Source organism: Paenibacillus sp. FSL H7-0942 (genome assembly GCF_045040715.1).
GTDB classification, from domain to species: Bacteria; Bacillota; Bacilli; order Paenibacillales; family Paenibacillaceae; genus Paenibacillus; species Paenibacillus amylolyticus.
This window is the reverse complement of record NZ_CP150279.1, coordinates 14,009-29,796: the sequence shown is the minus strand read 5'-3', so window position 1 is coordinate 29,796 and position 15,788 is coordinate 14,009. Positions and strand designations below refer to the sequence as shown.

The 15,788-nt window shown below is 47.4% G+C and carries 14 protein-coding genes and 2 rRNA genes; 1 reads left to right on the top strand and 15 read right to left on the bottom strand.

Annotated elements, in window-relative coordinates; all coding sequences use genetic code 11:
- Positions 1–203: 203 nt before the first annotated feature.
- The 12 genes from rsmI to MHI48_RS00075 form a co-directional block, all read right to left on the bottom strand.
- Entirely contained in the window at positions 204–1,088 is an 885-nt protein-coding gene (gene rsmI / locus MHI48_RS00130) for a 16S rRNA (cytidine(1402)-2'-O)-methyltransferase (RefSeq protein ID WP_405142695.1), read from the bottom strand.
- Positions 1,089–1,868 (bottom strand): tRNA1(Val) (adenine(37)-N6)-methyltransferase, encoded by a 780-nt coding sequence (locus tag MHI48_RS00125; protein ID WP_036606131.1) that lies wholly within the window; start codon positions 1,866–1,868, stop codon positions 1,089–1,091.
- 95 nt (positions 1,869–1,963) lie between these two features.
- Positions 1,964–2,332: a DNA replication initiation control protein YabA gene (gene yabA / locus MHI48_RS00120; RefSeq protein ID WP_017691386.1), complete on the bottom strand. Its 369-nt coding sequence runs from the start codon at positions 2,330–2,332 to the stop codon at positions 1,964–1,966.
- 28 nt (positions 2,333–2,360) lie between these two features.
- Entirely contained in the window at positions 2,361–3,161 is an 801-nt protein-coding gene (locus MHI48_RS00115) for a stage 0 sporulation family protein (RefSeq protein WP_017691387.1), read from the bottom strand.
- A gap of 117 nt (positions 3,162–3,278) precedes the next feature.
- Positions 3,279–4,250, bottom strand: a complete 972-nt coding sequence (holB, locus tag MHI48_RS00110; RefSeq protein WP_036606132.1) for a DNA polymerase III subunit delta' — start codon at positions 4,248–4,250, stop codon at positions 3,279–3,281.
- A 9-nt stretch (positions 4,251–4,259) separates the two neighbouring features.
- On the bottom strand, positions 4,260–4,703 hold the full coding sequence (locus MHI48_RS00105) for a YaaR family protein (RefSeq protein ID WP_017691389.1): 444 nt from the start codon (positions 4,701–4,703) through the stop codon (positions 4,260–4,262).
- 343 nt (positions 4,704–5,046) lie between these two features.
- Positions 5,047–5,376: a cyclic-di-AMP receptor gene (locus MHI48_RS00100; RefSeq protein WP_017691391.1), complete on the bottom strand. Its 330-nt coding sequence runs from the start codon at positions 5,374–5,376 to the stop codon at positions 5,047–5,049.
- Positions 5,377–5,437: 61 nt separating this feature from the next.
- Entirely contained in the window at positions 5,438–6,085 is a 648-nt protein-coding gene (tmk, locus tag MHI48_RS00095; protein WP_017691392.1) for a dTMP kinase, read from the bottom strand.
- Between the two features lie 217 nt (positions 6,086–6,302).
- Positions 6,303–6,995, bottom strand: a complete 693-nt coding sequence (locus MHI48_RS00090) for an LrgB family protein (RefSeq protein ID WP_405142691.1) — start codon at positions 6,993–6,995, stop codon at positions 6,303–6,305.
- Positions 6,965–7,342, bottom strand: a complete 378-nt coding sequence (locus tag MHI48_RS00085) for a CidA/LrgA family protein (RefSeq protein ID WP_405142689.1) — start codon at positions 7,340–7,342, stop codon at positions 6,965–6,967. Before MHI48_RS00085 ends, MHI48_RS00090 begins: the two co-directional genes overlap by 31 nt.
- A 560-nt stretch (positions 7,343–7,902) precedes the next feature.
- Positions 7,903–9,729, bottom strand: a complete 1,827-nt coding sequence (locus tag MHI48_RS00080; protein WP_405142687.1) for an aminotransferase class I/II-fold pyridoxal phosphate-dependent enzyme — start codon at positions 9,727–9,729, stop codon at positions 7,903–7,905.
- Positions 9,730–9,986: 257 nt separating this feature from the next.
- Positions 9,987–10,172: a sigma factor G inhibitor Gin gene (locus tag MHI48_RS00075; protein ID WP_017691396.1), complete on the bottom strand. Its 186-nt coding sequence runs from the start codon at positions 10,170–10,172 to the stop codon at positions 9,987–9,989.
- 501 nt (positions 10,173–10,673) lie between these two features.
- Between MHI48_RS00075 and MHI48_RS00070 the strand changes: the two genes are divergently transcribed.
- Positions 10,674–11,198, top strand: coding sequence for a hypothetical protein (locus tag MHI48_RS00070; protein WP_405142685.1), 525 nt, complete (start codon positions 10,674–10,676; stop codon positions 11,196–11,198).
- A 640-nt stretch (positions 11,199–11,838) separates the two neighbouring features.
- On the opposite strand, the gene MHI48_RS00065 is transcribed toward MHI48_RS00070, so the two are convergent.
- From MHI48_RS00065 to MHI48_RS00055, 3 genes are all read right to left on the bottom strand, one after another.
- Positions 11,839–12,279, bottom strand: a complete 441-nt coding sequence (locus tag MHI48_RS00065) for a hypothetical protein (RefSeq protein ID WP_017691399.1) — start codon at positions 12,277–12,279, stop codon at positions 11,839–11,841.
- A 212-nt stretch (positions 12,280–12,491) separates the two neighbouring features.
- A 5S ribosomal RNA gene (gene rrf / locus MHI48_RS00060) occupies positions 12,492–12,608 on the bottom strand.
- Between the two features lie 79 nt (positions 12,609–12,687).
- Positions 12,688–15,615, bottom strand: a 23S ribosomal RNA gene (locus MHI48_RS00055).
- Positions 15,616–15,788 lie beyond the last annotated feature (173 nt).

The following is a 15,788-nucleotide window of genomic DNA, read 5'->3' as shown; positions in this document are numbered from 1 at the left end:
ACCCCACCGCGGAAGGTATTTTTTTGCCTTGTTATGGGTTCCATTACCCAAAATGATTCTGTCACACGCGAACTGGGAGAGAACGATGAAATTTGTTCGGAATTTTTTTTAGCCACTCTGCTCTTTTTAATATTCCACTAAGGTTGGATATAAGCTTCTTTTCAGGTTATGTTCCCCACAACAGAAGATATTTGGTTAGATTACTACTCGATTAATGCATTATATACATCACGCTTCGCCAGACCGCGATCGGTAGCCGTTTTTTTCATTGCATCTTTGCGGTTATGTCCTTCACCCTCATAATGGCTGACATGATCCGCGAGTGACATGAGCTGCCACCATGCTTCGCGCTCAGCCTTACGCTCCTCTTCCTTAATGCCTTCTACTAGCAAGCAGTACTCGCCAAGAGGTGGATGCTCTTCAAGCCAGTCTATGCATTCCCTCACAGTACCCCTTGCGAATTCCTCATGACGCTTGGTTAGTTCACGAGCCAGGACAATCGAGCGATCACCCAGAATTTCTTCAAGGTGGACTAATGTTTTCCGAATACGATGAGGCGGTTCATAAAATAACAAAGTCCCGTTGGATTCGTCAAACGCCTCCAGCACTTTTCGCATGTCCTTTTTCTCCCGCGGCAAAAAACCGCCGAATGTAAAACGCTCCGTCGGTAATCCGGACACGATCAGAGCAGACAACGCAGCGTTGGGCCCCGGGATGGGAATGACCGTTATTCCGGCTTCCAGTGCAAGCTGTACAAGGTCAGAACCAGGGTCCGAAATAGCTGGCAAACCGGCATCGCTGACGAGTGCCAAATTTTTTCCTTCTATTATATAGCGTATCAGTTCAGGTCCACTCGCCCCCTTATTATGCTCATGATAACTAAACAGCATCGAAGGTGTAATTTCAAAATGGGTAAGCAGCTTTCGGGTCTGGCGTGTATCTTCTGCTGCAATGATGTCACAACTCTGCAATGTCTTGATGGCACGGAAGGTCATATCTTCCAGATTACCAATGGGTGTTCCAACCAGATAGAGCTTGCCTGATCCTTCAGGCTGCTCCGCATAGCTTTTTTGGATATGCAAAGTCATCTAAAGCCCTCCTTTCGTAGTACGCTCAGCATGTTGCTGACCATAGTAAATATCCATAATCTCTTCGCAGTATTTCCCCTCTTCATTGTAGACAATGAGTGGAGGAAGCATCCTTACTTCGGGTTTACCATCTTTCATTCCTTCAATTAACACCATGTTGGCTTCCAGATGAGCACGGGGATGTACCATCCGAATCCGTTTTGGTTCCAGCTTATATTCGCGCATGAGCGAGATAATCTCTGCAAGGCGCTGCGGACGATGAACCATCGATACTTTGCCGCCATTACGTACAAGCCGACTGCAAGCTTGAATCACTTCTTCCAGGGTACATCCGATCTCATGACGTGCCATTGCCTGATGTGTGTTCATCTTGAGATCACTGCCATTCAGAGGCATGTATGGAGGATTAACCGTTATTGCATCGTATACAGCATGTCCTGTTTCTTTCACGAGTTCTCGCAAATCACCTTCACGAATCATAATCGATTCATCCAATGCATTTAATTGCACACTGCGACGCGCCATATCAGCCAAACGTGGCTGAATCTCGATCCCTTCCAGACTAGCCTGCGTACGCGTTGTAAGCAAAATGGGAACCACCCCGTTACCCGTACACAAATCAAGTATACGACCCCGTTTAGGTACGGAAGCAAACCGGGCTAATAATACGGCATCCATCGAAAAACTAAACACTTCATCACTTTGAATGATTCTCAGATCATGAGAGAGCAGATCATCAATCCGCTCTGACTCATGTAACACAACTTCATTTTCTTCCATATGTTACGCTCATCCTCCGGTACTCTATATCTCATGTTTGTTTAGTTTAGGTTTATAACCTTGAAAAAAAACCGTAGGGGATCCCTACGGTCACTTCATTTATTCAAAAAAGACAGGCAGAACAGACAATCGCCTTCCGTCCGCAAATGTCCATAATAGACGTTGCAGATATGGAAGCCTTCGTGATACAACCGGGCCAGATTATCATACCCTTCACCCACAACATCCTCGCCTGTAGCCGGACCTGCTGGTCTTGCTACAGGAGCGAGTGCTGAAGAGATCGGCAGATCTGCCGGAGCCTCACGTTTGAGCAGTTTGCGTAACTGCTCATTCTCGATGGTAAGCCGCTGATTATCCTCAAGCAGCTCCTTCACAATCATTTTTAACTCTCCTAAATCACCGTGCAACTGACCCAGTTGGGTTTCCATTTCATGAATGTGCGTAAACAGATTTTTCTTTTCCAAGTTTCCACCCCGAAGCAACCTTTATGGTTTACTTGATAACGACGTCATCCAGCGGAAGTTCTTTGACTTTACTGATGTCGAACAGTTGAACATGGACTGTGCGGCTACCGGCATTAATTCCGACAACTTTTCCTTCACCCAATGAGGTGACGACCAATTTGCCTACAGCTGGCAGTTCTTCTCTCACACTTTCATAGTTATCATGCTCAAATTTCAGACAGCACATGAGTCTTCCGCACAACCCTGAAATTTTCGTCGGATTCAGTGACAGGCTCTGATCTTTAGCCATCTTGATTGATACCGGCTCAAAGTCTCCCAGCCAGGAAGAACAACACAACACACGGCCGCAAGGTCCGATTCCGCCAAGCATCTTCGCTTCATCACGTACACCAATCTGTCTCAGCTCGATTCGTGTCCGGAATATGCTTGCCAGATCCTTGACCAGCTCCCGGAAATCAACTCTTCCTTCAGCTGTAAAATAAAATATAATTTTATTGCGATCAAACGTAAATTCCACATCGACCAGCTTCATTTTGAGGCCATGGTCTTTGATTTTATTTAAACAAGTACCGAATGCTTCTTTGGCTGCACGTTTGTTCTCATCAACCACACGGGCATCTGTATCGCCCGCAACGCGGATGACTTTCTTCAGCGGCAACACCACATCGGACTCGCCCACTTCCTTCTTACCTACGACAACCTTACCGTACTCAACCCCCCGCGCTGTCTCCACGATAACGCAGTTTTCTTTCTCAATGGGAAGGTCCAGGGGATCGAAGTAATAAATTTTGCCCGCTTTTTTGAAACGGACACCCACTACACTGTACAAAAAATTAACCCCCTTGTAAGCCAACCCCACTTCGTCTGAAGCCCCGTCTTCTTAGGGAACCGGCCGAAGTTATAACCGTTTGCATATGATTGGAGCTAACTTTGCCCTCTCCCAGTCTTATGCCAAACCGATCAAAAATTGCTCCAGACAAAGCTGGCCATTGACGTTGAAACGCAATTTTTTTCTGCATGCTGCGGCCATATCCATGTAGGAGACCCACTGCTCTGTGCTGCGGGTATGTGCCAACTGAGATAACATGTCTAACTGATCTATAAAAACGATATGTTCATGCCTATCGTACTGAACATACAGCATGTCCCTAAACCATAGATGGAACAAACTAAGCAGCATGTCCAGGTGTTCAGAGAGTCCGGTTTTAAAAAGCTTCTGCTGTGCAGAGATCAATGATGTACTTCCTCTACCCAGGGACTCCTTCCCTAATTGTAACATTACGTTTCTAATTTCTGCAAACCAATTCTGCTGGAGAATTTCTCTACATGCTTCCAATCCTGACGCTAAATGGACGGCAGAGCGAGCCAGATTGGCAGGATGCCCTTCCTCAATTAGTGATTGCAGCATCTCTTCCGGATTCAGTGCGCTGAACGGTACCAATTGGGAGCGTGAGCGGATCGTTGGCAACATGGCCTGTCCATTATCTGTAATCAGGATGCCGACTGCTGGTACCTGCGGTTCCTCCAGAAATTTGAGCAAACTGTTTGCTGCCTGCACCGTCATTTTCTCGGCTTGTTCTATAATATATACTTTGGGATGGCCTGCCTCTGATCGGTATGAAAAGATACGTTGCAGATCCCGGATTTGATCTATTTTAATGTTGTTTCCATCTGGTGCAAGCATGGTTAGATCCGGATGGTTACCATGATCTACCTTACGACATTCAAGACACTGCCCACAAGCGTCATCTTCAAGCTCTGTACAGAATATTGCCTTGGCAAAGGTAATTGCCGTCTTCCGTTGCCCGCTACCAGCTGGACCGCTAAACAAATACGCATGGCTTATTGCCTTACGTCTCAAACTGCTTTGTAACATTTTCTTGGCCGCTTGTTGACCCATAATCTGTTGAAAGGACATACTTCCTCCTCAGAAGCTTAAATTAATAAGCATCCCCCGAATTTCGCCTACTTGTTGTAATAGAGAGATTTTTCCTTCTTCTGTATCCAGCAATTCATCAGCCATGGATAACAGAGCGGAGTCAATTTCATCAATCAGCTTATACCGCTTACCTCTGCCACGACGATCCCAACCCCTTGTCTCTTTCATGGATACACCGCGACGAACGGTCTCTTCCAGGAACCTTTTAACAAGTTGCTTATACGCCTTCAGTTCACGAATCGTCATGGAACGTGCCAAGCGATCTCCCTGAAGCTGGATTTCACTAAACCGGCGATTCAGTTCAGCTTGTGAGGCCCGTTCACCCTGGTGATTCATCATATCAGAGAAATTTTTGGATTGAACCGGTTTGGAACCTGAATCAGTAGAACTGATCCCGCTCTGAATCGGTCTGAATCCAGGATTGATTTTCATGGATACGCCCGCTTTCTATCATAGTTAGCCAATCGCCCATCAGCACAGTGCGCATTGCGCCTGTGCGTGAGAATGAGGCTTTTATATATGCTGATCACACTCTATATATAATGGTAGATACACATCACCATCAAGGACTTGTTCTTTGTAGTCAACCTCTTTCCGAAATGAACCATTCCCCAGCTGGGAAATGCTCATCCGGAAAGAGTATGCTGATTCTTCTCGTCAAGAAAGGCGTTCCGTAAGTGGCACGCACGAACTCTGTTAACTCTTCTTGCATCCATCGTTTCCAACATGCTATCAATCATGAAGGACCCTCATGGGTTCCATGCAATAGGTTTAATTAGAAATGTTCGAAGCGATCTACCGGGAGAACAAATACAGTAGCTCCGCCTACTTGAACTTCAACAGGTAGCGGCAGGTAAGAGTCGGTTGTTCCACTCATCGGTGTGACCGGAGTCACGAGCTGTTCACGAACCTTACAGCTGCTGCGAATGACGTTCATTACGGATTCGACTTGACCATCATCGACACCGATCATAAACGTCGTGTTGCCTGCCTTCAAAAATCCGCCCGTACTGGCAAGCTTCGTCGCCCGAAAGTTTGCTTTGACCAATGCGCTGGATAATCGGTTGCTGTCTTTATCCTGTATAATCGCAACAATCAGTTTCATCCTGCATAACCTCCTTTAGAATAAGCACCTTTATCAAATGCCCTGTCTATATATTAGACAATTACTCGTCAAAATCCTTCAAAATCCCTGTCTCCAGCGACAAAATCATTGCTGCCAAGACATCCTCCTGCTTCATGGAAGCATCGATAACTCTGATCCGTTCCGGGAACTGCTCTTTTAATAGGAAGTAACCCTCTCGCACTTTACGGTGAAACTCCAGATTTTCCAGATCCAGACGGTTCACTTCGCGGCCATCATGAGCATCGATCCGGGCAAGCCCCACTTCAGGCTCAATGTCCAGATATAAGGTCACATCCGGCATGAGATCACCAATCGCAAAACGGTTAATGGCCCATACATTCTCTATCCCGAGTCCACGGGCGTAGCCTTGATAGACCAGACTGCTATCGACAAATCGGTCACAGATGACTGCTTTTCCAGCTCTCAGCGCAGGCTCTACTTTCTCCGCCAGATGCTGGCTGCGTGCAGCTGCATACAATAGCGCTTCGGTTCGAGCATCCATTGCCGTATGAAGAGGGTCCAGAATAATTGAACGTATTTTCTCCGCAATCTCAATTCCACCAGGCTCTCGCGTAACTACGTAAGGTATACCCCGTTCTTCAAAATAAGAACCTATTCTACCGATCATCGTTGTTTTACCGGAACCCTCTCCCCCTTCCAGCGTAATGAATTTACCTCTGCCCTGCATATGCTTCCCTGCTTTCTATGTCGATAATTGCATCTATTGCTGCTGTAATTGAATATGCTTAGACCCTCTTGCTACAAGATATGATATCCCCCGCCCAGAGGTGTATAGCTACAGCTATATCGGTACGTATTAATAACACCAAGATCATACAAGCTTGTTTCTTTCTATCATACTATAGGTCAGCGGTTACTCCAACATGAACAACAAAGTAAAGCATTCAACCGTAGATAATCCATACCCATAATGGAAGCATAATTGATCCGGCAATGGCACTGACAATCATGGAAACTGAACTGAGGGCTACCGCATTCTCTCCATATTCAAAAGACCTTGCCATGCCGAGGGCATGAGACGCTGAACCCAGTCCAATTCCATAGGCATGTTTACTGCGGACTTTGGCCCATTTCAAGAGCATCGGCCCCAATAATATCCCTGAGAATCCTGCAATCATCACAAACAGCGATGTGAATGAGGCATTCCCCCCAACCTGATTAGCGAGTTGAATAGCCACAGGAGTTGTCACTGATTTTGGCAATAAAGCGATGACCATCTCTTGCGGATAGCCGAGTAGAATGGCGATTAAAGCGCCTGTAGCGATACCTGTAATACTGCCTCCGATTATTCCACCCACAATTGGAATGATATTTTGCTTCAGCACATGCAGATGTCTGGACAAGGGAAAAGCGAGCGATACGACTGCTGGTCCCAAAAGCTCCTGTATCCATTTTCCACCCAGCATGTAGGTATCCAGCTTTATACCGGAAATCACCAATATCAGAATCAGGATGGCAGTCGTTGTGAGTACAGGCATAAGGATCGGCCATTTCAGCCTTTTATATAGACGAGTGGCTGGAATATATACAGCGATGGTTAGCGCGATCATTCCAATTCCGAGGATGAATGCTGACAAGTGATCGCCTCCTTTTTGCCTGAATGAGACGATCTCCATGTCATAAGCCACTCACTTAATTTGGCAGATATCAGACAGGTGATTAATGTGCTAACAATCAAACCAAGTACCAATAACAAGGTGTTGGCTCTAAAAAAATCAAAATGATTAATAATGCCCACAGTTGGGGGGATGAACAACAATTGCAGATGAGATTGAAGCCACGTCGACCCTTCTTCTCCCCAGCTCATTTTGATCCCTCCCAGTTGAATGGTGACAAACAATACCATCATGCCCACAATACTACCTGTTAACGGCAGATGTAATACAGCTTGAATCAAGTTGCCAATCCAATAAAAACCGTACATCAACAAAACTTGCAGGACTATTCCTGTATATTTTTTTAGCGGAATACCCAAAGTGTTCCCTTCTTTCTTATGTCTATCTATATAAGTTGAACTAAAGCGTGTCTTCAAACTGAATGTGTCTGGAGCAGGGCACGGAGCGGGAGGGCTAACGACCCTGTGACGTCTTATTCAGCGATTTGAAACGCCCGCAGCAATCTAAGGAATCTGAAAGACGGTATATTGGAATAACCAGCCGTTTACAGCGTGTTTGTTAGGTCTATATGGTTAATAACGTGTCTCAGGTTCCTTACAAAATAAAAGGAGGACTCGAAGGCTAAATAAGACGTCCTCGGTTTCTTAGAAAATCGTCTGGACAATTCGCCAGGATCAGCAATCCTTGACTTCAAGCTGTTGGACCCTGACATCCTTCAACGTATTGCATGCCTGATTTTGAAGACACACCCTAGCAACTAGATTAATGACCAAGAGACCCTCACATGTGTAGGGTCCAGTATCGCTATCCGTATTGGTCATATTGCCTACCTATTGGTGAATGCAATTCAGATCCTCATGTGTTCCCTTCATTCCTTCATAACCTTCAATGACTGTAGAGATGCATCGGATACCCCATGAAACTTTGCACCCTCATCCCGCAGGAGTTGTATACGAGCCACCATCGATGTACTAATACGTTCACCCGGATATACAAGCGGAATCCCTGGAGGATACGGGACTACCATCTCAGCTGATCGACAACCCGCGCTTTCTTCTATCGGGACATTAATCGTATTCGTCTCCACAATCGGTTGCAGTGTAAAGGAGATCGGTTCCGAGTAGCGAGTGATTTCTTGTAAATTGTTCCACGTGGAAATATAATACGCCGAACCTTTCGCAAGCTGATGAGATGACTCTGCATTAGATTGTTGGACCTGCTCATGCCCATCGGCAGAGCTGATATGGTGTAAAGCCTGCAACAGGTGCTGAGCATCTTGCACCGTTGAGCCCAGGCTGAAGAGCAAGACGACGTACCGTTCGTCGCTCATCTCAGGCACACAGCCGCATGCTTCCAGCTGCTGCTGTAGCCCATAACCGCTCAGCACCCCTGCGCCGTCATAGATGACGGCCTTGAATGGGTCCTGAGCGGTATATCCCGCGGCAGATGGCATCGCCGCCGCGGTCAAGCCCTCCCGTGTCTGCTGCGCAGCGGACACGGACATGCCAGCCGGCTTCGCTGTTCCGGCTGGCGATTCTGGCTGCAGCGGCTGTGCAGGCTGCAGCAACTGGAAGCGCGGCAGCTCAGCGAGGCCGCGCTTAAAGGCATTCACGGCGGTGAGCCCCGCCGTGAATGTGTTCGCGCCCTGCACATGCAGCAGCCGGCGCGCCAGATCAAGCGAAGCCATCAACGGGTATGATGGGCTTGAGCTTTGCACCATGGCCAGGCGCTGCCTTAACAGGGACCGGTTTAACAGTGGTCCCTGAATGTGCAGCATGGCACCCATGGTGAAAGCCGTCAGCATCTTATGCGTCGACTGCACGACACCGTCTGCTCCGCATGACAGTGCAGAGACAGGCAGCTCCGGATGCTGCCCATAATGCGCGCCATGCGCTTCATCCACGAGCAATGGCAAGCCAGCGGCGTGGCATACCTCGGCTATGGGCGTCAGATCAGCGCCCATGCCGTAATAATTGGGCAACGTGACTAAAACGCCCTTTGCCTCAGGGTAGGACTGGACAGCAGCCTGAACCGTCTCCACAGACGGCATGACCGCAAGTCCAGACACAGGATCGACCCACGGCTCCAGAAATACAGCTCTTGCGCCCGCCAGCATTAACCCGTGAATAACGGATTTGTGCACATTCCGTTGCACCAGCACAATACTGTTTGGCTCATCACACACAGTTAGCAATAGAGACAAATTACCTGCTGTACTTCCTCCCACAAGGAAGAAACTCTCCTCCGCTCCAAAACAATCTGCCGCAAGCTCCTGTGCTTCCTGGATTACACCTTCCGGATGGTGCAAATCATCGGTGCCCGTAATCTCCGTAACATCCATCTCCATCATCTCCAGAAATGAACGAACCGGCACCAATCCTATTCCCGAATGAGCCCCTTCATCGCTGAGTCGTTCCCCACTCCCCATGTCAGCCCCATGTTTCTCCACTGAACTGAATTGCTCTATCCTTCGGTTAACGTTCCCTCCTGCATTGCTCTGAATCACTCCGTGCTGTTGTTCCTCATTAGCGATATCCTTAGCTGGAGATTGCCCTGCTTCTGCTTGTTCCAGCAAATGTCGGTAAGCTTGTCCATTTTTATGCCCAGGCACATGAAAAGAACGCTGCTTCGAATCACGATACGCAAGCAACGCTTCATATAAAGGGGCACTACTTGATTTATTTTTATGATCCATGAAATAACCATCCTGTACATATATAATGTGCGCCCTATGCGCTCCAAAATGCTTCCTAATCCAAGGAAAGCATTTCTTCCCCATCTCCACACGCTCTACTGCAAATGATCTATACCATTATATCAGCATACGCCTTCCCAAGATGGCATACAAGACAATCTCTCCTCTTAAAAACAGAAAAAGGCCCATTGGGCCTCTATACACATCAGCATCGTTACAATGTGATGTTTCGCTTCTACTTCTATTAGCAAAATTTATTATGCGTTTTTTTGTACCCAAATTTGCTTCATTTGATGAATAAAATAATTGTACTTGGCATCCTGCGCGTCGGTATGAACCATTTCTGCTTCACAAGTGTCACATATGAATTCAGATACAATAAAAATGCCTTCTCTTTTTCTTTGCTCGCAGATAATACATGTGTGTTCGGCATGTTCTTCCATGAACCATCCCACCCTTGTTTTACGTTTACTATCAGTATTGCACAGTTTCTATTATTTTAAACATTTTCATAGTGCTTTCTTTCTATAAAATATATATATTCGCCCACCCCCTCTTGGGTGTCTGTACCGAAAAATACATTCATTCTCCCTACAAGAACATTCAATTGCTTATGTATATACAGTTATCCTACATTCCATCGCATTTACCTCTACATCACGTATCCCTTGGCCTGACTCAAACTTATATTTAATTTCCTTAAAAAAACTTGGAATCCCAGCCGATATATAATACATGATAACGATATCAAAGCCTGACAGTCCGTGTATTCGGGAGTATACTGAGATAAGCTCCGTCGAATCTCAATATCTTGTACAATCGTCATGGCGTGAGATACAAGGTTCATATATACATACATGTATGATTCATTCCCTTTTACTCGTGTAAGAACAATGAATACCTACCCCACACAAACGTGAATCCGAAGGAGGATATATAATCGTATGATCGCCGAACCGGAGAATAAAGCAACATTTTATCAATACCGGCTTCTGAAAAAAAAGGCTATCGCCCGCAGTGTCATTTACAGCTATCTGTGTCTGCCGGTCATCATGCTCTTATTCAATCTACTCGCATTCTCCTGGACTGGCCTCTTCTTTTTTTTACTGGCAGGTCCAATCACCATCTGGATTCATTATGTCATCGCCAGAACGATATTACTTCTGGTCCGTACCTCTTACGCCAAACGCTGGCGCTGGAATATGCGTATGCCCTGGTTAGGTTATATCCCTGATCAGCATTTTAGCTTCCGTATGTTTGTCCGGGTACACCTTAACATGAGCTGGATTGGACTATGTATCATTACAGTATGTTTGGTATGGTCGCCATTGTCCTTCACCCTCTCGCTGATCTTCTGGCATTTGTGGTTGCTGGGTCCTCGCTTGTATGTTGTAATGGTGCTCTCCCGTGAGCGTAAAGACGGACTCATCAAATTGAATGACCAAGATGTCTCATATTATCTGCAATAACACTCCCTCATTTATGCAATACTCAATGTACCTTACTTACTTGTAATACATAACCGCTGAGCCCTTCGAATAATCTGATGCAAAAACATAATCGTGTATCGTTCCTCATATGCGCAAATAAAGGTTATCCACAGTGGATAACCTTTATTTATTGTTCCCTTCTCATCCATTATCCACAGCATGGGCATAGTTAAATGAGTTATCCCCAGTCGTGGCTCCGTTCTTCTCTTCTTTTTCGCCTCTTATTACATATCTCATAACCCCATTTGTTTCGTAGAACGCCTTGAGCGATCTCTCACTCAGTCTCAGCTCTATATGCCCTCAAGCTGCTTTCCATCAGCCACTCATTACCTCATACCTTTATACAACTTATATCTCTCCCCCTCTACTTTTAGCGCTCTACACTCCGCTATGCTTCAAGCACACATACCACCTATACATGGTACGAAAGAAACTACTCATTCCTTCCTTCTGTACCTTTATGGCCTCTGATCCACCATACGCGATAGCTTCTCCCACCATTACTAAAGCCTACTTCGCCAAAAAACAAAAAGCCCCCGATCATGTACACGGGAGCTTTACTATATTATAAGGAACATCACAGCGTTAATTGATCATACCAAACCATACCTGAACCAGCTCAATCATCTTCAGCCAATGATTTAACTGTCGTTTGAGTAGCATCATTTCTAGGAACCATTAGTGTAAAGGAACCATCATGTACTGCTAAATGCACAGTATGTCCTTCCTTTGCAAATACACGCAAGGTACTGGATTCATTGGATGTACCCTTGGCTTGCCTCTCTGTCCAACCCCAGCTTTTAATCTCGTCTAGATATACCTCAGGCAAGCTAGTACTCTCACTAATACCAGACAGCGTATATCGAACATAATCCATATCCGAATTATTTTCAGACTGGTCAGATTTATTCGCTACTTTCGGCACCGGAAAACTCTTCTCGTTCACCGCACCTTCATATGAAGTCCATACAGATCCTGAAGCTTCACCGCATCCTGCTAGAACAACGGTCAAACAAAGCAACAGAAATGATTGTAGTCCAAGTCTCCGCCAACTTAACACACACACCCTCCTTTTCACAGCTGCACATTCCAGCTCTGTGGTCAGGTACTTTTAGCATATTTAACATAGTCCTATTATACTGGTTTTGCCGCTGTTATCCGTAACAAAAATGTTACCTTCCAGTATCGATCATGTCAGAGCTTCCACTTATCATATTTAATCCTTATAAACAAATAAAAACCACCACCGAATAACATCGGCAGTGGTTCTTTGCTTGGCGGCGTCCTACTCTCCCAGGACCCTGCGGTCCAAGTACCATCGGCGCTAGAGGGCTTAACGGTCGTGTTCGGGATGGGTACGTGTGGAACCCCTCCGCCATCGCCACCAAACGCATAGCTTAGCTTACATTCAGAGATCGTTCTCTGAAAACTAGATTCGAAACGAAACACGCGAATTACAATTTGCTAATTGGATAAGCCCTCGACCGATTAGTACTGGTCAGCTCCATGCATTGCTGCACTTCCACCCCCAGCCTATCTACCTCGTCGTCTTCAAGGGGTCTTACATACTGGGAAATCTCATCTTGAGGGGGGCTTCACGCTTAGATGCTTTCAGCGTTTATCCCGTCCGTACATAGCTACCCAGCGGTGCTCCTGGCGGAACAACTGGTACACCAGCGGTACGTCCATCCCGGTCCTCTCGTACTAAGGACAGCTCCTCTCAAATTTCCTACGCCCACGACAGATAGGGACCGAACTGTCTCACGACGTTCTGAACCCAGCTCGCGTACCGCTTTAATGGGCGAACAGCCCAACCCTTGGGACCTACTTCAGCCCCAGGATGCGATGAGCCGACATCGAGGTGCCAAACCTCCCCGTCGATGTGGACTCTTGGGGGAGATAAGCCTGTTATCCCCAGGGTAGCTTTTATCCGTTGAGCGATGGCCCTTCCATGCGGTACCACCGGATCACTAAGCCCGACTTTCGTCCCTGCTCGACTTGTAGGTCTCGCAGTCAAGCTCCCTTATGCCTTTGCACTCTTCGAATGATTTCCAACCATTCTGAGGGAACCTTTGGGCGCCTCCGTTACTCTTTAGGAGGCGACCGCCCCAGTCAAACTGCCCACCTGACACTGTCCCCGCACCGGATTACGGTACCAGGTTAGAACCTAGATACGATCAGGGTGGTATCCCAACGTTGCCTCCACACAAGCTGGCGCTCATGCTTCAAAGGCTCCCACCTATCCTGTACAGATCGTACCCAAATTCAATATCAAGCTGCAGTAAAGCTCCATGGGGTCTTTCCGTCTTGTCGCGGGTAACCTGCATCTTCACAGGTATTAAAATTTCACCGGATCTCTCGTTGAGACAGCGCCCAAGTCGTTACGCCATTCGTGCGGGTCAGAATTTACCTGACAAGGAATTTCGCTACCTTAGGACCGTTATAGTTACGGCCGCCGTTTACTGGGGCTTCGGTTCACAGCTTCGGGATTGCTCCCTAACCACTCCCCTTAACCTTCCAGCACCGGGCAGGCGTCAGCCCGTATACTTCGCCTTACGGCTTCGCACAGACCTGTGTTTTTGCTAAACAGTCGCTTGGGCCTTTTCACTGCGGCCCCCTCGTGCTATTCACACTACCGGGGCACCCCTTCTCCCGAAGTTACGGGGTCATTTTGCCGAGTTCCTTAACGAGAGTTCTTCCGCGCGCCTTAGAATACTCTTCTCGCCTACCTGTGTCGGTTTGCGGTACGGGCACCATCACCTGGCTAGAGGCTTTTCTTGGCAGTGTGAGATCATGACCTTCGCTACTATAATTTTCGCTCCCCATCACAGCTCAGCCTTACAATGTGCGGATTTGCCTACACATCAGCCTTACTGCTTAGACGGACATCCATCAGTCCGCGTCACTACCCTACTGCGTCCCCCCATTGCTCATAACGGCTTACGGTGGTACAGGAATTTCGACCTGTTGTCCTTCGACTACGCCTTTCGGCCTCGCCTTAGGTCCCGACTTACCCTGAGCGGACGAGCCTTCCTCAGGAACCCTTAGGCTTTCGGCGGATCAGATTCTCACTGATCTTTTCGTTACTCATACCGGCATTCTCACTTGTATAATGTCCAGCGCTCCTTACGGTACACCTTCAACCCTTATACAACGCTCCCCTACCCCTGATGCAAAGCATCAAGCCATAGCTTCGGTGGTGTGTTTAGCCCCGTTACATTTTCGGCGCAGAGTCACTCGACCAGTGAGCTATTACGCACTCTTTCAATGATGGCTGCTTCTAAGCCAACATCCTGGTTGTCTGTGCAACTCCACATCCTTTCCCACTTAACACACACTTGGGGACCTTAGCTGATGGTCTGGGCTGTTTCCCTTTTGACAATGGATCTTAGCACTCACTGTCTGACTCCCGGAAGTAAGTCTATGGCATTCGGAGTTTGACTGAGCTTGGTAACCCTTGCGGGCCCCGCACCCAATCAGTGCTCTACCTCCACGACTCTGTTTTCCGAGGCTAGCCCTAAAGCTATTTCGGGGAGAACCAGCTATCTCCGAGTTCGATTGGAATTTCTCCGCTACCCCCACCTCATCCCCGCATTTTTCAACATGCGTGGGTTCGGGCCTCCAGTGCGTGTTACCGCACCTTCACCCTGGACAGGGGTAGATCACCCGGTTTCGGGTCTACGTCCACGTACTAATTCGCCCTATTCAGACTCGCTTTCGCTGCGGCTCCGGCTCTTCACCTTAACCTTGCACGGGAACGTAACTCGCCGGTTCATTCTACAAAAGGCACGCCATCACCCCTAAAACGGGCTCTGACTTTTTGTAAGCACACGGTTTCAGGTTCTATTTCACTCCCCTTCCGGGGTGCTTTTCACCTTTCCCTCACGGTACTGCTTCACTATCGGTCGCTAGGAAGTATTTAGCCTTGGCAGATGGTCCTGCCGGATTCATACGGGGTTTCACGTGCCCCGCACTACTCGGGATCCGTCTCGGAGGGAACCAACTTTCAACTACAGGGCTTTTACCTTCTTTGGCGGGCCTTTCCAGACCTCTTCGCTTAACCGGTTCCTTTGTAACTCCATGTGAGACGTCCCACAACCCCAAAGAGCAAGCTCTCTGGTTTGGGCTTCTCCGCGTTCGCTCGCCGCTACTGACGGAATCACTATTGTTTTCTCTTCCTCAGGGTACTTAGATGTTTCAGTTCCCCTGGTATGCCTCTACACAACCTATGTATTCAGTTGTGAGTAACTGGAAATTACCCCAGCTGGGTTTCCCCATTCGGACACCCCCGGATCAAAGCTTGCTTACAGCTCCCCGAGGCAGTTTCGTTGTTCGCCACGTCCTTCATCGGCTCCTAGCGCCTAGGCATCCTCCGTGTGCTCTTAGTAGCTTAACCATTTTGTTCCGGTTTCGGTCGCTCGCTTCCCTTGTTTTGCTTGCGCAAAGCCAAAAGTCGCTCTCACCCGATACCCTCACAAAAGCAATTTAACTACCTTTATACACTTGACTTGTTTGCACAAGTTCAGCTTAAAGGAATGTTCTAATTCGCGTTTGTTTCGTTTCGATATC